Annotated in this window: 16 protein-coding genes, 2 tRNA genes and 3 rRNA genes; 15 read left to right on the top strand and 6 right to left on the bottom strand. The window is 42.5% G+C overall.

What is annotated here, in order from left to right:
- Positions 1–57 precede the first annotated feature (57 nt).
- A complete protein-coding gene (locus HYN43_RS19580; protein WP_119411292.1) occupies positions 58–498 on the top strand; it encodes a sterol desaturase family protein in 441 nt (146 codons plus the stop codon).
- Here the strand turns inward: HYN43_RS19580 and HYN43_RS19575 are convergent.
- Positions 488–1,372: a TIR domain-containing protein gene (locus tag HYN43_RS19575; RefSeq protein ID WP_119410944.1), complete on the bottom strand. Its 885-nt coding sequence runs from the start codon at positions 1,370–1,372 to the stop codon at positions 488–490. The genes HYN43_RS19580 and HYN43_RS19575 overlap by 11 nt on opposite strands.
- Positions 1,373–1,478: 106 nt before the next feature.
- Here HYN43_RS19575 and HYN43_RS19570 point away from each other — a divergent pair, with 106 nt between their 5' ends.
- Positions 1,479–2,459, top strand: a complete 981-nt coding sequence (locus HYN43_RS19570) for a glycosyltransferase (RefSeq protein WP_119410943.1) — start codon at positions 1,479–1,481, stop codon at positions 2,457–2,459.
- An 88-nt stretch (positions 2,460–2,547) separates the two neighbouring features.
- On the top strand, positions 2,548–4,164 hold the full coding sequence (locus HYN43_RS19565; RefSeq protein ID WP_162996554.1) for an ArnT family glycosyltransferase: 1,617 nt from the start codon (positions 2,548–2,550) through the stop codon (positions 4,162–4,164).
- Here HYN43_RS19565 and HYN43_RS30455 read toward each other — a convergent pair.
- From HYN43_RS30455 to HYN43_RS19540, 5 genes are all read right to left on the bottom strand, one after another.
- The gene (locus HYN43_RS30455) at positions 4,161–4,328 is read right to left on the bottom strand and encodes a hypothetical protein (RefSeq protein WP_162996553.1); all 168 of its coding nucleotides are present in this window, start codon (positions 4,326–4,328) and stop codon (positions 4,161–4,163) included. The genes HYN43_RS19565 and HYN43_RS30455 overlap by 4 nt on opposite strands.
- Before the next feature lie 472 nt (positions 4,329–4,800).
- Entirely contained in the window at positions 4,801–5,694 is an 894-nt protein-coding gene (gene porD / locus HYN43_RS19555) for a type IX secretion system protein PorD (protein ID WP_119410940.1), read from the bottom strand.
- Positions 5,691–6,893, bottom strand: coding sequence for a bifunctional phosphopantothenoylcysteine decarboxylase/phosphopantothenate--cysteine ligase CoaBC (coaBC, locus tag HYN43_RS19550; RefSeq protein WP_119410939.1), 1,203 nt, complete (start codon positions 6,891–6,893; stop codon positions 5,691–5,693). The genes porD and coaBC overlap by 4 nt, the downstream gene beginning before the upstream one ends.
- A 125-nt stretch (positions 6,894–7,018) precedes the next feature.
- Positions 7,019–7,351, bottom strand: a complete 333-nt coding sequence (locus HYN43_RS19545) for a DNA-directed RNA polymerase subunit omega (RefSeq protein ID WP_119410938.1) — start codon at positions 7,349–7,351, stop codon at positions 7,019–7,021.
- Positions 7,352–7,377: 26 nt separating this feature from the next.
- A complete protein-coding gene (locus tag HYN43_RS19540; protein ID WP_119410937.1) occupies positions 7,378–8,304 on the bottom strand; it encodes an outer membrane protein assembly factor BamD in 927 nt (308 codons plus the stop codon).
- Positions 8,305–9,734: 1,430 nt separating this feature from the next.
- Here HYN43_RS19540 and HYN43_RS19535 point away from each other — a divergent pair.
- The 12 genes from HYN43_RS19535 (at position 9,735) to HYN43_RS19480 (ending at position 22,738) form a co-directional block, all read left to right on the top strand.
- Positions 9,735–11,255: ribosomal RNA gene (locus HYN43_RS19535) — 16S ribosomal RNA — on the top strand.
- Between the two features lie 226 nt (positions 11,256–11,481).
- A tRNA-Ile gene (locus HYN43_RS19530) sits at positions 11,482–11,556 on the top strand.
- Between the two features lie 90 nt (positions 11,557–11,646).
- Positions 11,647–11,720, top strand: a tRNA-Ala gene (locus HYN43_RS19525).
- Between the two features lie 255 nt (positions 11,721–11,975).
- Positions 11,976–14,856, top strand: a 23S ribosomal RNA gene (locus tag HYN43_RS19520).
- Between the two features lie 247 nt (positions 14,857–15,103).
- Positions 15,104–15,215 (top strand): 5S ribosomal RNA (gene rrf / locus HYN43_RS19515).
- Together the 16S, 23S and 5S rRNA genes with 2 tRNA genes alongside form the textbook arrangement of a ribosomal RNA operon.
- 681 nt (positions 15,216–15,896) lie before the next feature.
- Positions 15,897–16,964: an AAA family ATPase gene (locus HYN43_RS19510; protein WP_162996552.1), complete on the top strand. Its 1,068-nt coding sequence runs from the start codon at positions 15,897–15,899 to the stop codon at positions 16,962–16,964.
- A 404-nt stretch (positions 16,965–17,368) separates the two neighbouring features.
- Positions 17,369–17,608, top strand: coding sequence for a hypothetical protein (locus HYN43_RS19505; RefSeq protein ID WP_162996551.1), 240 nt, complete (start codon positions 17,369–17,371; stop codon positions 17,606–17,608).
- A gap of 435 nt (positions 17,609–18,043) precedes the next feature.
- On the top strand, positions 18,044–18,484 hold the full coding sequence (locus HYN43_RS19500) for an Hsp20/alpha crystallin family protein (RefSeq protein WP_119410934.1): 441 nt from the start codon (positions 18,044–18,046) through the stop codon (positions 18,482–18,484).
- Between the two features lie 54 nt (positions 18,485–18,538).
- Entirely contained in the window at positions 18,539–18,829 is a 291-nt protein-coding gene (locus HYN43_RS19495) for a hypothetical protein (RefSeq protein WP_119410933.1), read from the top strand.
- A gap of 533 nt (positions 18,830–19,362) precedes the next feature.
- On the top strand, positions 19,363–20,244 hold the full coding sequence (locus HYN43_RS19490; RefSeq protein WP_119410932.1) for a DUF4747 family protein: 882 nt from the start codon (positions 19,363–19,365) through the stop codon (positions 20,242–20,244).
- Positions 20,244–20,846 (top strand): hypothetical protein, encoded by a 603-nt coding sequence (locus HYN43_RS19485; RefSeq protein WP_119410931.1) that lies wholly within the window; start codon positions 20,244–20,246, stop codon positions 20,844–20,846. The genes HYN43_RS19490 and HYN43_RS19485 overlap by 1 nt, the downstream gene beginning before the upstream one ends.
- A gap of 794 nt (positions 20,847–21,640) precedes the next feature.
- The gene (locus tag HYN43_RS19480) at positions 21,641–22,738 is read left to right on the top strand and encodes an Abi-alpha family protein (RefSeq protein WP_119410930.1); all 1,098 of its coding nucleotides are present in this window, start codon (positions 21,641–21,643) and stop codon (positions 22,736–22,738) included.
- The last annotated feature ends 86 nt before the right edge of the window (positions 22,739–22,824 follow it).

The raw sequence follows: 22,824 nt of genomic DNA, 5'->3' as shown, positions 1-22,824 counted from the left end.
TTTTTTAATTTTAAAAGCAGGGACAACTTTATGTTCCTGCTTTTGTTTTATACGTTGATGCAGTTACTGATAAACATAGGGATATTAATATCAACCATAGCTGGTATGGAACTTATTTCGTGGGCTATGCACAAATACCTGTTCCATGGGCCCTTGTGGTTTATCCACAAAACCCACCACCAACAAAGGCATGGTTGGTTCGAGTTGAATGATTTATTCAGTATAGGTTTCGCCGCTTTTGCTTTATGGCTGATGTGGATAGGCCATTTAAGTTTTGATTACCGGTTTTGGATTGGTACCGGTATCAGTATTTATGGCATTATCTACTTTATTTTTCACGATTGGTTTATCCATAACCGCTTTAAAGCCTTTAAAAGCAGTAATGCATATTTAGCCGGTATCCGCAGGGCGCATAAAATGCACCATAAATCAACCGAGAAATATCCTTCGGAAGAGTTTGGGCTGTTGGTGGCGAGTAGGAAGTGGTTTAGGAGTTAGAGGAAGATTTAATATTCTCTAAATACTTTGTTAGGTTGATTTCTATTTTCTTTTTACCCGCGATAGTATTTTCATAATAAAGAGTTCTGAAGCTCGATAAATCAAACGGTAAATTTGCCCGTCTTTTATCGCAAAGCAATATGGTTGGTTTCTCGATTGCATGAGAATATCCGATTTCATAAAATACATTTGGATTGTCAGGGGTAATTTCTGCAATGATAGCTGTTGCTTCTTTGATAGATTTAGTAATATCCAAGAGGATTGGTGTTCCTGCATAAAACTCATCGCCACGAATGCAATCGAATCTTAATTTTTCGGATACGGGTTTAATTACCTCATTGTATAATTCGTTGTATTCACTCGAGAATTGCATAACCACAAATAATTTAGGAGTAGAGGTTGTTAGTTTAATATTATGCAGAGTAAAATCGGCATCACTGATAAGCGAGAATTCAATCGGCGATTCTTTGGTGGATAAATTGGCTTCACAAAAAAAGATATCGTTAATAAACAATTTTATTAGCGAGCCTTCAATATGAATTTTGAAGAAAATATCTTTATTAAACTCGTAATTATTTAAGCTTCCGGCTTTACTCAAAGATCTCCATACTTCATCTTCAATCCGTATACTAAATTTACTGGTGGTACGACTGCATCCTATTCTTACCTTTTGATTACCGAAAGAATTCATTGCTAAGTTTATACCGGTGTTATGGGATTTAATATTTGCCGCAAATTCAATTGTTCCATTATTGAAAGAGATATTACTTCTGACTGTCGCCCAGGCATCCCCGGAATTACCCGCTTTATAAGTAATTAGCCCATGTTGTGTAATAACATTCCCTTTGATTACTGCGAAATTTTTTATATCCATGTCAATTAGGGTTTAGATTAGCAACTCAAATATAGGAACTCTTCTTTTTATCAATGATAATAATGTTTAGCTCTTAGCATTTTTCAATATTACCTTTGCCTCGTCTATGAACATCCTCATCGTAAACAACACCCAAATCCCCGCCACCAAATATGGCGGTACCGAACGCATCATCTGGTGGCTCGGTCGTGAGTTAAACAGGCTTGGTCATCAAATCACTTACCTGGTAGGGGAGGGATCAAGTTGCCCGTTTGCTAAAGTGCTGATCTATGATCCCAATAAAGATTTAAACCAGCAGGTGCCCGATGATATCGATGTGGTTCATTTCCAATTCCAGGTACAAGATTTTACTAAAAAGCCTTATATCATCACCGTACACAATAACCCGGGTGTTGCCCAATTGGATGTTAACTCGGTTTTTGTATCTTCCAATCATGCGCAGCGGCATGGTGCGCAGGTGTTTGTACATAATGCCATTGATACGGCCGATTATCCCAAACCCGATCTTAATAAAAAACGTACCCACACCCACTTTTTAGCCAAGGCTGCCTGGCGCGTTAAAAATGTAAAAGGTGCTATTGATGTAGCTACAGCCAGCGGCAACAAACTGGTTGTACTTGGCGGCACAAGGCTTAACCTTAAAATGGGCTTGCGTTTTACACCTAATTTAAATGTAAGGTTTAAAGGTATGGTGGGCGATGAGGCAAAGTCGATAGTAATGAATAGCTCAAAGGCTTTACTGTTTCCGGTATTATGGCATGAGCCTTTCGGGATAGCCATTATTGAAAGCCTGTATTTCGGCTGCCCGGTTTTTGGTACGCCTTATGGCTCATTGCCCGAGTTGGTTACTGTAGAGGCCGGCTTTTTATCTGCAAGCAAATCAGAACTGGCTGATGCCCTGAAAAATGAAGCATCATTTAACAAACAATATTGCCATCAATACGCCGCCGATAATTTCAACATCAAACAAATGACAACAGCATACATTGCACTGTATCAAAAAGTATTGAACGGCGAAAACTTAAACCCGGTTAAGCCGGCTCTCATTGACACTGCCCAGCCAAAATACCTGCCATGGAATAATTAATTTCAGCTATTTTTGGGCATAATTACTTTTAGTGGATAATTCATCGGTTTCAATTTTCTCAGCACAAAAACGGCCATATTTAATTGTATTGCTGTTAGCCATCGCAGTTAATATAGCAGGTATCGGCATCAAATTTTTTACTGATGATCCGGCGCTGTATTCGGCCCTGGCCCGTACCATGGCCCAAAGCAACAACTTTACCGATTTACTGTACCACGGCGCTGATTGGTTGGATAAACCGCATTTTCCATTCTGGGTTATTGCCGTCAGTTTTAAAATATTCGGTGTAAACACTATTGCTTATAAATTGCCGGCGCTGCTGTTCTTTTTCATGGCGGTGGTATACACCTATAAATTAGCCAAAAAGTTTTATGGTGATGAAACAGCTATTGTAGCTATCCTGATATTGCTTACTGTCCAGCATGCCGTAATGTCGAACACGGATGTACGTGCCGAACCTTATATTATGGGCCTGCTGATGGGTGCCGTTTACCATTATTATAAGGTAAAGGAAAATCCCCGTTTTGTTGATATCCTTTTAGCCTCGTTATTTACAGCCTGCGCGGTGATGACCAAAGGCATCTACCTGCTTATCCCCATTGGCGCATCCATCATTGGCGACTACCTTTTCAAAAAAAACATCAAAGGCCTGTTCCATTGGAAATGGCTGTTATCTTTTGTTTTGGTGATCGTATTTATCACCCCCGAACTCTATTCGGTTTATACCCAGTTCGATCTTCACCCCGAAAAAGTGGTGTTTGGCCGCAAAGGTATTTCGGGCATCCACTGGTTTTTGTGGGATAGCCAGTTTGGGCGCTTTAATAATAACGGTTACATCCAGAATACCCATGGCGATAAGCTGTTTTTTGTACATACCCTGCTTTGGGCTTTTGCACCCTGGGCAATCATCCTGTTTTATGCACTTTATACCACCATCCGGAAAATGGTAAAGGGCATCGCCCAGCCCGAGTATTTATGCATATCTGGCGGAGTGTTAATGCTGCTCATCTTTTCGGCATCCAAATTTCAGCTGCCGTTTTATACCAATATCCTGTTTCCGTTTTTTGCTATCATCACGGCTGTATTCATAGTATCATTAAAAGCAGGTGGCGAGTTTACCTTTTTCAAGGTTACACAATATATACTCAGCGGTTTACTTGTTACAGCGGTTGTCGCGCTAAATTTCATTTTCGCGCCCGGCTACTGGCCCGTTTTTATTGTTTTGTTAGCGGTTTTGATAATATTGACTGTTTATATCGTAAAACAAAAAGAAACAAGCTGGCAGCCGTTATTTCTGTTCACATGCGCAGTAGCCATTTTTGTAAACGCGTATTTGATTACCGTAGCCTATCCGGTAATCGTTAGCTACCGGGGCGATATCTCCGCAGCCGAATACCTCAACCAAAACTATCCCAACCAAAAAGTTAGCGCGGCAGTATTATCCAACACTTTTGATTTTTATTATAAGGGAGCAGTCACGTATACTGATATAGATTACATCCTGAAAACGGATTCACTGAAAAAGCAAATAATTGTTGCCGATGAAAAGACAGTAGCAGGCTTAAAAGAAAAAGGGATAGCTTATACCACCATCAAAGCATTTGAAGATTATCCGAAAGAGAACCTCAGCCTGCCGTTTATCATCAAACGGAAGAGACCCGGTACTTTAGATCATTTTTACCTGATCAGATTAGTGAATAATTAACGTTTTAGTATAGCTATGATATCGTTGATAAAAGTAAAGGCGAACAATATCACAATAGCAATCCACGACGCTTTTACAATTAATCTCATCGGATTTAAAAACTCATCAGTTAATGCAGCCTGGTCTGCCGGCTCTTTAACCTTTTTGATTATTTGCGTAGACACGTATTTGTTATTTAAGTAAAAGAACGTTTACAGAGAATAGACTAAAAGGAACACCATTAGCATATCATAAAGGCCGAGAGCTACAATGGGCATCGGACCTTCAGGTTTACCCAATTTGAGAAAATGAGGCCTGTTAAGGGTTGAAAAAATGCCCTGAATAAACTGATACCCTGAATAAATAACAGGAAGCAAGCCGTTTATTATGAAAAAGGTAAATCTTTTAACAGCTACCACATTAAAGCGGATAAAAAAATAGGCTTGGAACGCGGTAATTAGCAACACGTTAAGAGTAGCCAGGTGATTAAAAATATTATAACTATCCAAAAATGATTGTAACCCCGGATTTTGGATGCGGCCAATAATAGCTGTTACAATAAATGGTATAAAAAGCAGCACCGTTTTTAATGGTGTCATGCGTATTGTCATGATGATAAGGTGTAAGAAGGTTTTTTAAATAACAATTAATTGCCGGCTATTTCTGCAAATTCTGATACTTATTACCATTAGCCGGATCTAATTGCAAAAACAAATTCATGGCCGTTAAGCGCTGCTGGTTATCAGCTTTACTGTAAATAGAAACCAGTTCATCGCTTTTCGCAGTATAAAACACCAATGGCAGCATCGAGCCTACTCGTTGCCTGTCTATCTGCTGTAACAGCGGCAACAACGCATCGATAGCTTTGCGGCCTTTGGTTACATTATCAGCCATCAGGTCGAGGCCGTTGCGATGATAATCATACAAAAAAGTCCTAAGCGGATTGTATAGCTTATTGTTCAGATTTTCAGATAGCCAATAGCGGCTCACATTACCATCAAAAGCTTTCCAACCGCCGTATGATGATGTTTGGGCGTTGGTAACTATGGTTTGTGCTGCTAAAAAATAAGGCGTGCCGCCAAATTTCGAAAAAGTATCATAATCCAGCCCCACAATAATATTGGCATAAAAAGCCATGATGGAGCTCAGGTTACTCTGAAAACTCTGGTCGGTATAATCAATAGTTTGCCCTTCGGTGTAGGTAAAGCTGATATCCTTATCATTAATGTTTAGCAGGGTTGATGTGTAGGATGAGCCAAACACCGGTCGGGACGATTGTACCTGCAGCTCGCCGGTAAAATTGCCGCTGCCATCCCAGTTGGTAACATTTAGTACAAAATTGCAATCAATCCGTTCCTGGGGTAAAATCTGATCGGCGCTCCATTTGCGGCCGTTCAAAAAATCTTTCATGGCGGTTTCCAGCGTTTGGAAAACACGCTTGTTGGCCACCTGTATTTTTGGCGAAAGCACCTGTACGCGTGCATTCAAATCCTGGGCAAGCCCTTTAAGGCAAAAGCACATCAGCGCGGCGTACAGTAATAGTTTTTTCATCCGTTTATCAATTGGGCAACTTTGTTACAAATATCGCGGGCTACGGCTTCCTTACTTTTCAAATCAAAACCGGTTTTATTAAGTGCGCTGTCAATAATGGTTATTTTATTGGTATCGCCCTTAAAACCCGCCCCCTCATCATTAAGCGAATTTAACACAATAAAATCAAGATTTTTCTTTTGCAGCTTGCTTATTGCGTTCATTTCTTCATCATTGGTTTCAAGCGCAAAGCCAACCAATACCTGGCCTGTACGTTTTTGTTCGCCAAGGGTTTTTAAAATATCAGTAGTTTTTTTTAGTTCGATATTCAGGCCGCCGTCCTGCTTTTTTATTTTCTGCCCGGCTACTTCAACAGGCGTATAATCGGCCACAGCAGCACTCATAATAGCAGCCTGTACATCGGGGTAAACAGCCAAACAGGCATCCAGCATCTGCGCTGCCGAAGTAACATCAATCCGCTTTACCGATTTTTGCCTGCTCACCTGAGCCGTAGGCCCGGTAACCAGCGTAACATCAGCACCCATCAACGCCAGTTCATCCGCGATAGCAAACCCCATTTTACCCGACGAGTGGTTGCCGATAAACCTTACCGGATCAATAGCCTCATAAGTAGGCCCGGCAGTTACCAGTATTTTCCTATCAGCTAACGCAAGTTTTTTTTTTGATTCAGCCTCCAAAAAAGCTACAATTTCTTCCGGCTCAGCCATCCGGCCTTCACCGTGCAAACCACTGGCCAGCTCGCCATTGCCTGGGGGAATCATTACATTACCGTACGACTGCAGTTTTGCCACATTGCTCCGGGTTGCCGGGTGCAGCCACATATCCAGATCCATAGCCGGTGCAAAATACACCGGGCATTTTGCAGATAGGTAAACCGCCGAAAGCAGGTTATCGCAAAGCCCGTTAGCCATTTTACCCAGGGTGTTGGCAGTGGCAGGAGCTATCACCATCATATCGGCCCAAAGGCCAAGCTCAACATGGTTATTCCACTCGCCGGTATCAGCTTTAAAGTAATCAACCAGCGTTGGGTTTTTTGATAATGTAGAAAGGGTGAGCGGCGTAATAAAATGGGTAGCATCGGTGGTCATCACCACTTTTACCCGGGCTCCAGCCTTAACCAACAAGCGAACCAACGTAGCCGACTTATAAGCCGCTATACTTCCGCAAACTCCTAAAACAATGTTTTTATCTTTAAGCATAAGCTCTTATCGCCTTAAAGGGCCAATAATTACAAAGTTAAAAGTAACAAAAAACTCCCGTAAGGGAGTCTTTTGTTACTTAGTAAATAAATTCCTGTCCGTCCGTCCGGAGGAGCGGGTGGTTGTTACGCTTCTTTAGTTGGGTTGCGGTAGTAAACCTTACCATCTAAAAACTCCTGTACTGCAACCAACGATGGTTTAGGCAGTTTTTCGTAGTATTTAGAAATCTCAATTTGCTCACGGTTTTCAAACACTTCTTCAAGGTTATCATTTGATGAAGCAAACTCAGAAAGTTTCTGGTGCAACTCTTCTTTAATGTTGTTCGAGATCTGGTTCGCCCTTTTTGACATGATCACAAGCGACTCATAGATGTTCTCTGTTTTAGTATCCAGCTCGCGTAAATCGCGGGTTACTGTGCTGCTTGCAGGTGCTGGTTTATTACTGTTGTTAGCTGTCATATCTTATTTAATGCTTATATCTTTAATTAATATGGTATTTTTTGCGGCTGATTTTTTTCAGATGGAGATGCTGTTGTAACGGTATCCTTTTTTGCCAGTTTTTTTGCCACCTTTCCATTATTCATGGCTTCGGCAATAACGCGCTGTGCTTGTTTAATGCCCTGCTGGCTATCTTTAACGTAACCTTGTGTTTCGCGCAGGTATTTGCTGTTCGGATATTTTTCGGCAAACTGGTCGGCATAAGCTATAGCCTGGTTAAAGCGGTCTTCCTGTTTAATTTCCAGGCTGTGTGAGGCATACTCGTACTGTGCTTTAACAATAAGGTATTCCATTTCCTCGCCGTATTTGGTATCCGGGTAATCGCGCAGGGCATTATTAAAAGCAATAACTGCCGATTGATAATCGCTGATGGTTAAATAAAGCTTGGCATTGGCATAGGCTTTGGTTTCCAGCTTATCGCGCAGGTTTTGGATCAGTTTGCTGGCCTCGGCAACACGGTCGCTTTTAGGGTACAGGTTAATAAACAACTGCAAAGCATCAATAGCCTTTAAAGTGTTATCCTGATCAAGCGAGAAAATAGGTGAATCGAGATAGTAGCAATACGCCGAAAAAAAGCGGCACTCCTCGGCCCTTGGGCTCGATGGGTAAGTATCAGCAAATGTTTTAAAGTGGTATCGTGCCGAAGTGTAGTCTTTTTGCTTGTAATAAGTAAAGGCGTAGTAGTAAAACAAATCCTCGGCACCTTCACGGCCGCGGTAACGTTCAACAAGCACCTCAAACAAACCTAAGGCTTTGTTATAGTCCTTTTTATTATAGTACTTAATAGCCTCCTGGTATTTTTTGGCGTAATCGTTACTTGCCCTTAGTTTTTCGTATTTGCTTTTACAACTGCCAAGCGTAATAATTACGATAGCTAAAACACTGGCTAATAACGTTAGTTGCTTTTTAAACATTCTGCAAAGATAGGTTAATAATATAAATCAGTCAATTATTTATTTAGCCGCTAATATATAACGAGGCATCGGCCCGGTAGCTATGGTTATGGTGTATTTAACATCTTTTAACTATTGCCGGTTTTTAACGTTTTGGGGGGGAATTGATATAAACAGAGTGCAGATTTTGTGAAGTATAGATATAAGAGGGCAGAGATTTAGGATTAGCGCAAACTGAGTATATATATAGTATACATGTTGTGTTATATAGAATAGGTCTGCCGTTATGCAAATTAACTTAAGCAAAATCCTATCAATCCCCGTTCAGGTAAATAGCGCATTGCAAACTGCCAACTCAAAACTGCCAACTGAATCAGGGCGTTGCCTGCGGCCGGGCTTTACGCTGCAAGTCCTCGCCTTGCCTGCGCACCATCCCCACCCGCGCTGTGGGCTCCCACTGCAATCCTGAGGCTGAACCGCATCCTGTGTTCAACAATCCGCCATTGTTAATGGAGAAGTTGGAATAATGGGCTTCTATATAGTATATATACTTTTGAACGCGCTGTTAATCGCTTCCAGGTTTTGTAATCATTATAATAATCATCAAATCTGCCATTCGCCGCCTCCGAAACAATATCTCATGTCATGATGCAGTTGGTTTTGTAATGCTTTATAATGTTCGGGAGCATGCTTAGTCATAAAATGGGTGGTACACTATGTTATTTTCAAATTTTTTCCACTTCGTTATCAGGATATTAAGTGAGTGTTAAGTAAAAAGGTATAAGAATAATTTGGAGGAATAAGAAAAAGGGCTACCTTTGCAGCCCGCAAACGAGGAAACGAGGTAGCGGGGAAGTTCATTAAAGGATTAGAAAAGGCGAAGAGAAGGAAAAAAAAGATTAAAAAAATCTTTTGTGAAAGTGAAAAAAGATTCGCACCTTTGCAGCCGCTTCGAAAAGGAGTGGATGTTCTGAAAAAGGTTTTAAAAGGGGCTGAAAGCGAGAGCGAAAAGAGAAGAAGCAAGCCACGAAAAATTTCCAAAAAATAAAAAAAAATATTTTTTGGAAAAACAAAAAAGGTTTTTACCTTTGCAACCCCGAACGGAAGGGATCCCAAGAGAGCGAAAGAAGTTGAGGTTAAGCGAGTTTAGCCGATAAGAAAAAGGAAGTTAAGAGCTTCAAAAACAAAACGGAAAGGGAGCGATTCCCGCCGAAAAAATTGACAAATCAGACCGGTTAACATCGGAGATTATATAGCTGAACTGAGAAAGGGAAGCGAGCAAGTTCTTTTAAGAAATGGAAATCATGTAGCGTAACGGGAGATTGACCGAGACTAAGGTTAAGGAAGATTGAAGAGTTACAATAAAACAAGCGGAATCTGTATAAAGATACAATAATGATAACAGATTCTATTAATTAATAATAGGGTCGGGAAGTCAAACAAAACATTTTACAATGGAGAGTTTGATCCTGGCTCAGGATGAACGCTAGCGGCAGGCCTAATACATGCAAGTCGGACGGGATAGGAGAGCTTGCTTTCCTTGAGAGTGGCGCACGGGTGCGTAACACGTATGTAACCTACCTTAGTCAGGGGGATAGCCTCTCGAAAGAGAGATTAAGACCGCATAACATTATGATATGGCATCGTATTATAATCAAATATTTATAGGACTAAGATGGGCATGCGCAACATTAGCTAGTTGGTGTGGTAACGGCATACCAAGGCTACGATGTTTAGGGGATCTGAGAGGATGACCCCCCACACTGGTACTGAGACACGGACCAGACTCCTACGGGAGGCAGCAGTAAGGAATATTGGTCAATGGACGGAAGTCTGAACCAGCCATGCCGCGTGCAGGAAGACGGCCCTACGGGTTGTAAACTGCTTTTGCAGGGGAATAAACCTTCTTTCGTGAAAGAAGCTGAATGTACTCTGAGAATAAGGATCGGCTAACTCCGTGCCAGCAGCCGCGGTAATACGGAGGATCCAAGCGTTATCCGGATTTATTGGGTTTAAAGGGTGCGTAGGCGGCTTTTTAAGTCAGGGGTGAAAGACGGTAGCTTAACTATCGCAGTGCCCTTGATACTGAAGAGCTTGAATGTAGTTGAGGTAGGCGGAATGTGACAAGTAGCGGTGAAATGCATAGATATGTCACAGAACACCAATTGCGAAGGCAGCTTACTAAGCTATGATTGACGCTGAGGCACGAAAGCGTGGGGATCAAACAGGATTAGATACCCTGGTAGTCCACGCCCTAAACGATGAACACTCGATGTTGGCGATATACAGTCAGCGTCTAAGCGAAAGCGTTAAGTGTTCCACCTGGGGAGTACGCCCGCAAGGGTGAAACTCAAAGGAATTGACGGGGGCCCGCACAAGCGGAGGAGCATGTGGTTTAATTCGATGATACGCGAGGAACCTTACCCGGGCTTGAAAGTTAGTGAATGTGTCAGAGACGGCACAGTCCTTCGGGACACGAAACTAGGTGCTGCATGGCTGTCGTCAGCTCGTGCCGTGAGGTGTTGGGTTAAGTCCCGCAACGAGCGCAACCCCTATGTTTAGTTGCCAGCATTTAAGGTGGGGACTCTAAACAGACTGCCTATGCAAATAGAGAGGAAGGAGGGGACGACGTCAAGTCATCATGGCCCTTACGTCCGGGGCTACACACGTGCTACAATGGATGATACAGAGGGCAGCTACCTGGCAACAGGATGCCAATCTCCAAAAGTCATTCACAGTTCGGATCGGGGTCTGCAACTCGACCCCGTGAAGTTGGATTCGCTAGTAATCGCGTATCAGCAATGACGCGGTGAATACGTTCCCGGGCCTTGTACACACCGCCCGTCAAGCCATGGAAGCTGGAAGTGCCTGAAGTGCGTAACCGCAAGGAGCGTCCTAGGGTAAAGTCGGTAACTGGGGCTAAGTCGTAACAAGGTAGCCGTACCGGAAGGTGTGGCTGGAATACCTCCTTTCTGGAGCAGTTTCCGCAAGAGTAACGAAGAACTGTTACCTACATGATAATTTCTTAAATACAGAAACAAAAAGACAAAAGGAAACCCAGAAGATGAAGCCATCAGTGGTTGTGCAACGAAAGTAAGCACAGGACATAGTTGGCAGGATGCAGTCCAAAGTCGGAAGTCATGAGTCAAAAGACTTAAGACTCAGAACTTAAGACTCAGAACTGCGAACGAATAAAATAGTCCTGTAGCTCAGCTTGGTTAGAGCACTACACTGATAATGTAGGGGTCAGCAGTTCAAATCTGCTCGGGACTACTATGCGGCGGAGCCGCAGGCGAAAAGAGGTTAGAGAATAGAGATTAGGCAACTAATCACAGATTAACCAATCTCTGATCACTCATCGACGGGGGATTAGCTCAGCTGGCTAGAGCACCTGCCTTGCACGCAGGGGGTCAACGGTTCGAATCCGTTATTCTCCACGATGCAGATTAGCAAATGTGAAGATATGCAGATATGCAAATGAGAAATCATCTGCACATCTGAAATCAAAACATCTGCACATCCGCAAAACGTTCTTTGACATATTGGAAGAAGTAATTGAAAACAAGAGAAAACAACAGATAGAGACATTGAGTCGAAAGTCTGAAGTTAAAAGTCGAAAGACTTAAGACTAAGCACTTGGAACTTAATACTCAAATAAAGACATACCATACGGCGCAAAAGGCGTATGAGTAGAAGAAAGTAAGAAAGGGTACACGGGGGATGCCTTGGCTCTCAGAGGCGATGAAGGACGTGATAAGCTGCGATAAGCACCGGGGATTTGCAAATAAGATTTAATCCGGTGATTTCCGAATGGGGCAACCTAATTAGTTGAAGACTAATTGCAATAGCGCTAACCTGCCGAACTGAAACATCTAAGTAAGCAGAGGAAGAGAAAACAATAGTGATTTCCAGAGTAGTGGCGAGCGAAATGGAAGAAGCCCAAACCTGTTATGTTACGGCATAGCAGGGGTTGTAGGACCACAACATGACAATTAAAGAGAACCGGAACGGGGTGGGAAACCCGGCCATAGAGCATGAGAGCTGCGTACGGGTAATCGATAATTAGATAGTGGTATCCTGAGTACCGCGAGGTCGGAGACGCCTTGTGGGAATTTGCCGGCACCATCCGGTAAGGCTAAATACTCCTGAGAGACCGATAGTGAACCAGTACCGTGAGGGAAAGGTGAAAAGAACCCCGAACAGGGGAGTGAAATAGAACCTGAAACCGTGTACTTACAAGCGGTCGGAGCCCGTTAACTAACGGGTGACGGCGTGCCTTTTGCATAATGAGCCTACGAGTTACTCTTCCCTGGCAAGGTTAAGCGTTTAAGACGCGGATCCGAAGCGAAAGCGAGTCTGAATAGGGCGTATAGTCAGGGGAGGTAGACGCGAAACCTTGTGATCTACCCATGGGCAGGTTGAAGGTGCCGTAACAGGTACTGGAGGACCGAACCGATAAACGTTGAAAAGTTTCCGGATGACTTGTGGGTAGGGGTGAAAGGCTAATCAAACTGGGAAATAGCTCGTACTCCCCGAAATGTTTTTAGGAACAGCCTGGCGGTTGAGTTATAAAGAGGTAGAGCTACTAATTGGGTGCGGGGGAGTCAAATCCTACCAAATCCAGATAAACTCCGAATGCTTTATAATATACGCTGGAGTGAGGCTATGGGTGCTAAGGTCCATGGCCGAGAGGGAAAGAACCCAGACCATCAGCTAAGGTCCCTAAATTATTGCTAAGTTGAACTAACGAGGTCCGATTGCACAGACAGCTAGGATGTTGGCTTGGAAGCAGCCATTCATTTAAAGAGTGCGTAACAGCTCACTAGTCGAGCGATCGGGCATGGATAATAAACGGGCATCAAGCAGTATACCGAAGCTATGGATTGCATGAAAATGCACTGGTAGGGGAGCATTCTATTATCCGGCGAAGCAGGAGGGACAACCGACTGTGGAGGGAATAGAAAAGCAAATGTAGGCATAAGTAACGATAAGGCGGGAGAGAAACCCGCCCACCGAAAGACTAAGGTTTCCTGATCAACGCTAATCGGATCAGGGTTAGTCGGGGCCTAAGGTGAAGCCGACAGGCGTAGCCGATGGACAACTGGTTAATATTCCAGTACTTTTTATTACTGCGATGCGGTGACGGAGTAGTGACACTGACGCGAACTGACGGAATAGTTCGTTAAAGGCTGTAGGTATAGAGATTGTAGTTAAGTACGCAGACTCTGCTGAAAGCTGATAGTATACCAAACCTTCGGGCGAGGTAATAGTTCAGGTAATCAGACTTCCAAGAAAACCCGCTAAGCTTCAGGTAATAAAAACCCGTACCGTAAACCGACACAGGTAGTCGAGGAGAGAATCCTAAGGTGCTCGAGTGAATCATGGCTAAGGAACTCGGCAAAATGGCCCTGTAACTTCGGGAGAAGGGGCGCTGCAGAAATGCAGCCGCAGTGAAAAGGCCCAGGCGACTGTTTAACAAAAACACATGGCTTTGCAAAATTGAAAGATGACGTATAAGGCCTGACACCTGCCCGGTGCTGGAAGGTTAAGAGGGGATGTTAGTCGCAAGGCGAAGCATTGAATCGAAGCCCCAGTAAACGGCGGCCGTAACTATAACGGTCCTAAGGTAGCGAAATTCCTTGTCGGGTAAGTTCCGACCTGCACGAATGGTGTAACGATCTGGGCGCTGTCTCAGCCATGAGCTCGGTGAAATTGTGGTATCGGTGAAGACGCCGGTTACCCGCAACGGGACGGAAAGACCCCATGCACCTTCACTATAGCTTAACATTGATATCGGATACAGGATGTGTAGGATAGGTGGGAGACTGTGATGCTGCTTCGCCAGGAGTAGTTTAGTCAACGTTGAAATACCACCCTTTCTGTATTTGGTGTCTAACTCTGCAAAGCGGAGAACATTGTTTGGCGGGTAGTTTGACTGGGGTGGTCGCCTCCAAAAAGGTAACGGAGGCTTTCAAAGGTAAGCTCAGTACGCTTGGTAACCGTACGCGGAGTGCAATAGCAAAAGCTTGCTTGACAGTGAGACAGACAAGTCGAGCTGGGTCGAAAGACGGATATAGTGATCCGGTGGTTCTGCATGGAAGGGCCATCGCTCAAAGGATAAAAGGTACGCTGGGGATAACAGGCTGATCTCCCCCAAGAGCTCATATCGACGGGGAGGTTTGGCACCTCGATGTCGGCTCGTCACATCCTGGGGCTGGAGAAGGTCCCAAGGGTTGAGCTGTTCGCTCATTAAAGTGGCACGCGAGCTGGGTTCAGAACGTCGCGAGACAGTTCGGTCCCTATCTGTTGTGGGCGTAGGAAGTTTGAGTGGGGCTGACCTTAGTACGAGAGGACCGGGTTGGACTAACCTCTGGTGAATCTGTTATGCCGCCAGGTGTACTGCAGAGTAGCTACGTTGGGAATAGATAAGCGCTGAAAGCATCTAAGTGCGAAACTAGCCACAAGATGAGACTTCCATAGAGGGTCGTAGTAGACTACTACGTTGATAGGTTACAGGTCTAAAGGTGGTGACATCAAAGCCGAGTAATACTAATTGCCCGAAGCTTTCTTCGGATCAGAGATTAGAGGTTAGCGATTAAGAGATTAGTCGCTACCTCTAATCCGCGACAAAACAGATAAAGAATAATGCTGTTGTTTTCTCTTATTCAAATACTTCTTTCAATAATATGTCATTGTTAAGCTAAAAGCGGAAGGCGAAAAGCCAAAAGCTGAAAAGCGAAACAATAAAATAATAGAATAATAAATGAATTGGCAAAAGGGCTTTTAGCTTTCAGCCTTGAGCATTAAGCTCAAAAGAAATTCAGGTGCCTATATCGGCGGTGTCTACCTCTTCCCATTCCGAACAGAGAAGTCAAGCCCGCCAGAGCCGATGGTACTGCGGTAAAACGTGGGAGAGTAGGTCGGTGCCACCCTTTATCAGCTTCAATGCTGCAACAAATGCAAAGCCTTAGTGAACAACTAAGGCTTTTTGCGTTGATAAGGGTTTGTAAGTTAGGTAAGCCTTGTCCTGGCGCAGAGGGTTTGGCTCGCAAAGATTCTAAGGCGCAAAGGTTTTTTGTGGATAGTTGGCGATTATAAGCACGCAAAGAAGCCAAGGACGCTAAGAAACTTCCAGGCCGTCATTGCGAGGTACGAAGCAATCGCACGGTAAGCAAGACCGCCCTGCATAGTTCGCGATTGCTTCGTGCCTCGCAATGACGGGTGGGGTAGTTAATCTTAATAGCCAACCACCCTCCTAATCAACCGCTCTCCACTCACCAAAATACCCACTGTTCCAGTTTTAAAGGTGGAACACTTTGAGTGAATTCCAAAAATGGAACACCTGATAATCAGTATGTTGTGAAATGCAAAAAATGGCGAAAAGTCAAATTGGAACACCTTGGTATTGACAATCAGTTATTTACGAAAATCGAAAATCAAAACTGGAACACTGCTTTTTTAAAAGTGGAACACTGACAAAATAGTGCCACCATTTGGGTGGATTATGCATGGTAAATTTGGGGGCCTTCCATAATTGCCGGTTGGTTAGCGGTGAGTAACAATGGATGTGCCCGGGGTATTGTATTTACGCCTGGGCCGGGGCTTTTACCTGTATGGACCATACTTCCGAAAAACCTTTGTTTATTGAGATGATCCGCTCGTCGGTGCAGGAGGCGGCGGCTAAGAGTTTGCCTAAGGGCAAGCTTATTATGAGCGACCCGGATGCTGTTTGCGAGCTGTTTGATATTTACCCGGCCAATGTTTGGATGGAGATGGAAACCGAACATGATACGCCGCAAACGCTTTTCGGCAATTTTTGGCTGGAGGGCGAGCTTTGTATCCTGTTTGCCGATACCAATATGGGCAAAAGCCTGCTCGCCGTACAAATGGCCGATAGTATTTCGCGGGGGCAGGCTATCAGTCCGTTTGCGCTGGGGGCCGGGGCCTCGCCGGTTTTGTATATCGATTTTGAGCTTACCGGCAAGCAGTTTGAACAGCGCTATACCGAAGGCGGAATCCGCTACCAGTTTGCCAACAGCTTTTACCGCGGCGAATACAACCAGTTTAACCGCGCGGCCGAAGGCTACCAAAGTTTTGATCAGCACGTGATCCAGGCGCTTACGCGGGCCATTAAACGTACCGATGCCCGGGTGCTGATTATTGATAATATTACCTGCCTGCGCAGCGGTACCGAAAGTGCCGGCGGCGCCCTCCCGCTGATGAAAGAACTGAAAAAACTGAAAACCCGCCACGGCATCAGCATCCTGGTGCTGGCCCATACCCCCAAGCGTAACCCGCGCCAGCCCCTAAGCCGCAATGATTTGCACGGCAGTAAAATGCTCATCAATTTTTGCGACAGCGCTTTTGCCATGGGCGAGAGCCACTCAACCCCCGGCTACCGTTATTTAAAGCAAATAAAACAGCGCAGCACCGCCGAAACCTACGGGGCCGACAATGTTTGCGTGGCCCGCCTCGAAAGGCAGCACGGCTTTTTAAAGTTTGTTTTTACCGGTAATGATTATGAAAGCCAGCACCTGCGCACCCCCACCAAAAAAGAGCGCGAGCAACTGCGCCGCGAAGCTATCATCCTCAGCAACGAGGGCCTGAGCCAGCGCGATGTGGCCGAACGCCTTAACATAGGCGTAGGCAGCGTAAACCGGATGCTGAACGGCAATCTTTAAATTTCTTCCGGGTAGGCATAGCCGTTAAATTAAGCAAGCGCGGTGGAGGGTGCGATTCCCCTCTTGAGAAGATAGCCTTCAACTTAAGCAAAAAAGCGGAGGAATTGTGCGATTCCCCTCTTGAGAGAGCCTGTCCCGAATAAATTCGGGCGGTGGAGGGGTGTGTTACTCTGCGTAATGCTGATCGCTCGTATAACACACCCCTGCTCTCGCTCTTACCCATCGCGCCCCCTCTCAAGAGGGGAACTTAAAAGCCCGGCTCCTTAATTGACGGCGATGCCTCCCGGCGGGGGCATTACAACAACTACGCTCCGTTCTCCACTCACCCAATAACCCAAATTTTCATTCCCTTAATCATAACTTACAATCAATTTTTTATGTTTGCGCTTGCAAAAAACAGCCCCATGGAATTTGAAAAATTAGCAGCCCAAATTAAGGCCGAAATAGCCAAACTGGATACCACCCCCGAAGTTGACAAGATTAACAAAGTGTTTGACGAAAAGATCCGCAAGGTAGAGGAAGCCCGCCGCGAAAAGCTGGCCACCGTGCCCGATAACAGCGTTGAAAAGAAAAAACTCATAGCCGCGCTTGAAGCGCTGGGTGAAAAATGGGTTGAGCCCGCTAAAAAGAAAGCAAAGGAATAAACCGGAGCGCAGATAAAAACGGGAGACAAGCTATCATATATTCACCAGTCATTGCGGAAACAGAGCAATGACTTTTTTTTGACAGACTGTGCCAAAAATGCAATCTGTTTAATTTTATATCCGATTGTATGTTTATTGATAATCAATTGCCGGCATCGTTTTATTTAGGTTTTTAAAACTTCAATACCTACAAAACTGCTGTCATTACCTGTTTACATTTTTTGCGGTAAGCGTATTTTTGCGGGCCTGTTACCCGGTTGCTATCAACACTTAAAAAGAAATTTTGACACCCTACCCTGTAAATTTTTCATCAAAACTGAAATTTTTACAGCGCCAAACAGTATGGCATCAACTGGCACAGTGCTTGATATAGGTTAACCAGTTTAATTAACATTATAAGTTTCAAATCATTAATTTATTAAGGAGGATAGACCTATGACATTGGTTAAATTCAATCCCGCTAAAAACAACGGATCATTAATGCCAGGCTTTAATGATGTTTTCGATTCCATTTTTAACGACACTTTTTTTAACGATCGCCTCACCAGCCGCGTACCCGCAGCCAACATCAGCGAAACCGAAGACCACTACCATGTAGAACTGGCTGCACCGGGCCTTAAAAAGGAGGATTTTAAACTGAGCCTTGATCGTAACGTGCTCAACGTATCGGTAGATCAGCAAAGCCAGAACAACGACAACCACAAAAACTACAGCAAACGCGAATACAGCTACACCTCGTGGGTGCGCTCATTCACCCTGCCCGAAAGCGCCAACCCCGATAACATTGAGGCTACCTATACCAACGGCGTGTTAAACATTGATATTGCCAAACGTGAGGAAGCCAAAATAGTGCGCCGCCAAATTGAGATTAAATAACCCATACTAACTACAAACCAAAATGGCCCCTACGGGGCCTTTTTTATTCATCATATGGAAACGCCCTTTTATTTATTGATGAGCGTAAAAACGCCCGACAAGTATGAGCCCTTTGGCGAGTTTGACCTGGGGCGCGACAGGGAGGCTGCCTATACTTTGTTTGAGAGCCTGGACGGGAAACCGGATATTGATGATCACTGCCATCTGCACATCGACCTGGTGGAAACCGTTGACAGCCTGCCCGAAAAAATACGCAGTAAATGCTGCAAGCTCGATCAACTGGGCAACAACATGAAGCTGATTGCGCTGGAAATATTCAGGCAAAAAAATTTAAAGGAGGAATAACGATGATGATAATAAAAACATTGTTAACGCTGCTGCTTTTTGCCGCAGTGATTGTACTGTTTCGCCGGAACGACGACGACTGGGCCTGGTGATATCAGATTAAGTTCGAATGTTGAGGGAAGAAGCCCGCCGCGGAAAGCTGGCCACCGGCCCGATAACAGCGTTGAAAAGAAAAAACTCATTGCCGCGCTTGAAGCGCTTGGCAAAAAATGGGTTGAGCCGGTGAGGAAGAAAACTAAAGAATAAGCAAAGGTTTGTAATAGGAAATTAAAAAGGTTAGCCGGATTTGGCTGACCTTTTTGTTTTGAGTTCAGAAAGCCGCGAGTACGCCAAGCTTTTGCCAACGCTGCATACTCTCGAGTTGGGATGGTAAAAACCCAATCACAGTTCTATTTTTTTATTAGATATAACAGCACTGATTCTGGTGCCGACAATGTGCAAATTGTTTCCTTTCATATTGAATAAGAGATAATTGTCTATGAAAGATAAATTTAAATATATTTACTCCACCAATTACCTTAATCTTACTTGAAATGACAGCGGTAGACAAAATTTTACATCGGGCATTTTTCACAATTAATATTAAATTAAGAAAGCTTCACAATGATCGTGATGCCACTCGTGATGAATATCTTGATTTGATTACCAAAGTATATAGCCGAAAAATACATAAACCATCATCAAATGGTAAACATTGTATTATTAAATATTTGTTGCCTCGTAGAGAAAATGATGAGGTAAAGTATTTATATGGGAAAATAGCTCAATTTACATATTTTGAAAATAAAAGCTGGTTTGATATAGATAAATTGGATGTAGACGTTCAGTTTCAGCTTAGAGATGGATTATTCCCAGATGCAGTTGAAACCGACTTTGTTTTTGATCCTGATAATCATAAATTTTCTTTTATAACAAAATCGTCAATAGCTATTTCTCCATATCCACTCCGATTATTTTGGGAGGAAGCGTTAATCGCAGTAAAAGATGACGATGAATTTATTCACGTAGATGTTATTACTGGGCTGGATTTTAAAGAAAAGCTGACTAATTCAAGATCGGTTAGACGATTAGAAATTGATCTAAACTATTCGAATTCTGGTATTGGAACGCTATCAAAGAAGATTATTGACGAGGACTTAAAAAAAACAAACGCCAAGAATGCAACTATCATCATGGTTGCTAAAAAAGATGAAGGATTGGATATTGCTAATAGCAGTATTATAAAAGGGGCGTTAGAACTTTCTGAGGAAGATGGAGAGGCAAAGGCGAAAATAATCGATAGTTCTGGTAATTTGGTAGACATAAGCACTAAACAGTTTCCCAAAAAAGAATTCTTTTATTCAAATGCCATTCATTTAGTTGATAATTTATTTGAAAAAATTAGGAATATATGGCCATTAAATGGAGATAGATAATGGAATTTGGTTGGAAATACATTTGGAAGCTTTACGGATGGAAGGAGCTCCTCAGCAAGGATAATAAATTATTTTATTTTACAGTCCTAATCGTTGTATTAACTTTAGCTTTCATATTAGGAGTAAATCAAGCCAACTTGGCATACAATTTAATTAATAGGATTATTGATATAGGAATAGCAATTATACCAACACTCCTCGGCTTTAATTTGGGAGCATACGCATTGATCATTGGTTATTTATCAAATAAAAACCTATTGGATGCGCTAATCGAAAAGCAGGGAAATGATTCTACTAATTATCTTGAAAAAATAAGTGGTGTTTTCGCCATAAATATAATTATGCAGGCTTTTACGTTATTAGTCTGCTTTCTAATAAAGATGGTAATAACAATCATTGATAGCATAGCAATAAGTCAAGACTTACAAAATTTCTTTTATTCAAATTTGTATACATCAATAATAAATGATTTAATCTTTATGATTGTTACGTTTTTAACGGTTTACTCGATAGTGTTAGTTATTCAAAATGTTATAAATCTCTTCAATTTCAATCAACTTTTTACTTATTTTTCTCTTAAAAAGAAAGACAATCAAATTTGATATCTCATTTATTTAAAGGGTACAAATAGTTTCTCGAATATCTATAAATAATCGTGTTGATCAATCTGGCGAAATCAGGTTCAGTATATACGATGTGATTAAAAAGTTTACCAATCATAAAGCGCAAGTATGCCGCTCTTTTTCCAGCGGTGCATGCTCCCCATTTGAGGGGTAGATGGGTTTTTTTGATAAAATTTTTTCAACATACGGATAGGCCATAATTTAATGGTACCCTTCATAAAAGTGTCGTTGTGGAAAACTCGCATATTATTCGAGAGATATTAACTATTAAAAAGCCTCTAATCAGCCTGTTAAATACCTATATTTGTTTTGCGAAGAGAGAACAAAAAAAGCCGCTCTGAGAAAGCGGCCAATTTTGTATACTTTGAAAGTTCTTATTTGTCGTGACAAAGGTATGTCATAAAAACATATATACCAAAATTATCAAACAAATTTGTTTGGTATATGATTGTCATCAGGGCTTTAAGTTGCTAAAACTCGGAGCAAAATAACTTCATGGACATTTTAAATGATGTCGCCGCGCTTATTAGTTGCGCTTCAGGCTTTGTCACCTTTAGTAACGGTGCAGTTGACCTGATTAAAAAGCTTAAACCGCGAAGGCGAAAGCAGCAGAAACCGAAAAGCGAAAAGAAGCCCCCCTAAGAGGGGCTTTTTTTATTAGTTATTATTTACCCTCTTCTAATCCCAGGTGGCCTTCGCCCACTATACCAATTAACTTGTTGTTTTATTTACAAGTAATATCATTCGGGCATTGATTTAGCTATATTTATGCTATGAGTAATAATAATTCAAACGGAGGCGGATTTGATCTTTTTGGATTGAATGCTTTGGGTCGCACAGGCGAGAAGATAGCAGATGCAGGTATTGAAGGAGTGAAAACCTTTTTGTCCTTAACCTGCAAACCACTTTTAGATGAATTGGGCTTTATGCTCGGCGACAAATTTAGAAGTTGGAGACTAAATAATGTTATTAAAATCTTAGAAAAAGCTCAAGGTAAACTAACGTGGGACACAGAAAATGAAAAATTAACCATAGATACAAATGTCGCATTTCAGATTATCGAAAATGCTTCAATCGTAAGCAACGATACATTACAGGATATGTGGGCTGGATTATTTGCTTCATCAATTAATAGATATGAGGAAGACGAAAATATATTTTTTATTGATATTTTGAAGAGATTAACATCATCACAAGTAAAGCTGATTTCTTATTTGTGTGAGAATACTAAAAAAAGCATAAATATTGGTAACCTCGATAAAGCAAAAGAAGAAGGTGTCGTATCACTAACATATCTAAAGTTGCAGTATGCAGAATTATGCTCTGTTATGGCAAGCAGTAGCAGATTGAAAGTTGATAGTGAATTTGATACGTTAGTGAACTTTGGTCTTATTGAACGCCCTAATCCTGGATCTTTCGGGCCCTCTATTTTGCAACAAGTAAAATCATCTGGCGCTTTGGTTAGGCCAACATTAATAGCATTAAGACTATATGTTAAATGTCGAGGTTCTAAGTGTACACCATTTGAGTACTTTGAAAGCGATGTTATAGAATATTATCAAGAACTCGTTGGAAATAATTTTTCGGCTTCTAATTCAAATTTGTTGTCTTTTATTTACGAGCGAAGCAAAAGAGGAGAGTTTTACAAAGAAGAAATAGAATTAGATAATGCGTTAATATTAAAGAATGACGATTGGAACGTGTTAGCGATTGGTGTTTTAAATGAAAGGTTGAGAGATTACCTTATATACAGATTTTTAGGTGGCATAAATAAAACTTATGATGTTCGATTCAAAGCAGGTAATAGTTTTGCTTCATTTAATTATAAACAAGGTTTGAAGAAATATACCATTAGTGATATCGAGGAGTAATTTTTAAGCTAAATAATCGAAAACTCTATCAGAAGCTGCGAACAAGCCCCCTGCTACCGCAAGCAAATCCAACACCTTGCAACCTA

Source organism: Mucilaginibacter celer (assembly GCF_003576455.2).
Taxonomy (GTDB): Bacteria; Bacteroidota; Bacteroidia; order Sphingobacteriales; family Sphingobacteriaceae; genus Mucilaginibacter; species Mucilaginibacter celer.
This window is presented reverse-complemented; position numbering and strand designations above follow the sequence as displayed.

Excerpts from the sequence above, each read along its gene's own strand:
- HYN43_RS19575 (WP_119410944.1), bottom strand. The coding sequence starts at position 1,372 with ATGGATATAAAAAATTTCGCAGTAATCAAAGGGAATGTTATTACACAA.
- porD (WP_119410940.1), bottom strand. The coding sequence starts at position 5,694 with ATGAAAAAACTATTACTGTACGCCGCGCTGATGTGCTTTTGCCTTAAA.
- HYN43_RS19495 (WP_119410933.1), top strand. The coding sequence starts at position 18,539 with ATGGAAACGCCCTTTTATTTATTGATGAGCGTAAAAACGCCCGACAAG.
- HYN43_RS19540 (WP_119410937.1), bottom strand. The coding sequence starts at position 8,304 with ATGTTTAAAAAGCAACTAACGTTATTAGCCAGTGTTTTAGCTATCGTA.
- HYN43_RS19580 (WP_119411292.1), top strand. The coding sequence starts at position 58 with ATGCAGTTACTGATAAACATAGGGATATTAATATCAACCATAGCTGGT.
- HYN43_RS19485 (WP_119410931.1), top strand. The coding sequence starts at position 20,244 with ATGGAATTTGGTTGGAAATACATTTGGAAGCTTTACGGATGGAAGGAG.
- HYN43_RS19510 (WP_162996552.1), top strand. The coding sequence starts at position 15,897 with ATGGACCATACTTCCGAAAAACCTTTGTTTATTGAGATGATCCGCTCG.
- HYN43_RS19505 (WP_162996551.1), top strand. The coding sequence starts at position 17,369 with ATGGAATTTGAAAAATTAGCAGCCCAAATTAAGGCCGAAATAGCCAAA.
- HYN43_RS19500 (WP_119410934.1), top strand. The coding sequence starts at position 18,044 with ATGACATTGGTTAAATTCAATCCCGCTAAAAACAACGGATCATTAATG.
- coaBC (WP_119410939.1), bottom strand. The coding sequence starts at position 6,893 with ATGCTTAAAGATAAAAACATTGTTTTAGGAGTTTGCGGAAGTATAGCG.
- HYN43_RS19480 (WP_119410930.1), top strand. The coding sequence starts at position 21,641 with ATGAGTAATAATAATTCAAACGGAGGCGGATTTGATCTTTTTGGATTG.
- HYN43_RS19545 (WP_119410938.1), bottom strand. The coding sequence starts at position 7,351 with ATGACAGCTAACAACAGTAATAAACCAGCACCTGCAAGCAGCACAGTA.
- HYN43_RS19570 (WP_119410943.1), top strand. The coding sequence starts at position 1,479 with ATGAACATCCTCATCGTAAACAACACCCAAATCCCCGCCACCAAATAT.
- HYN43_RS19490 (WP_119410932.1), top strand. The coding sequence starts at position 19,363 with ATGACAGCGGTAGACAAAATTTTACATCGGGCATTTTTCACAATTAAT.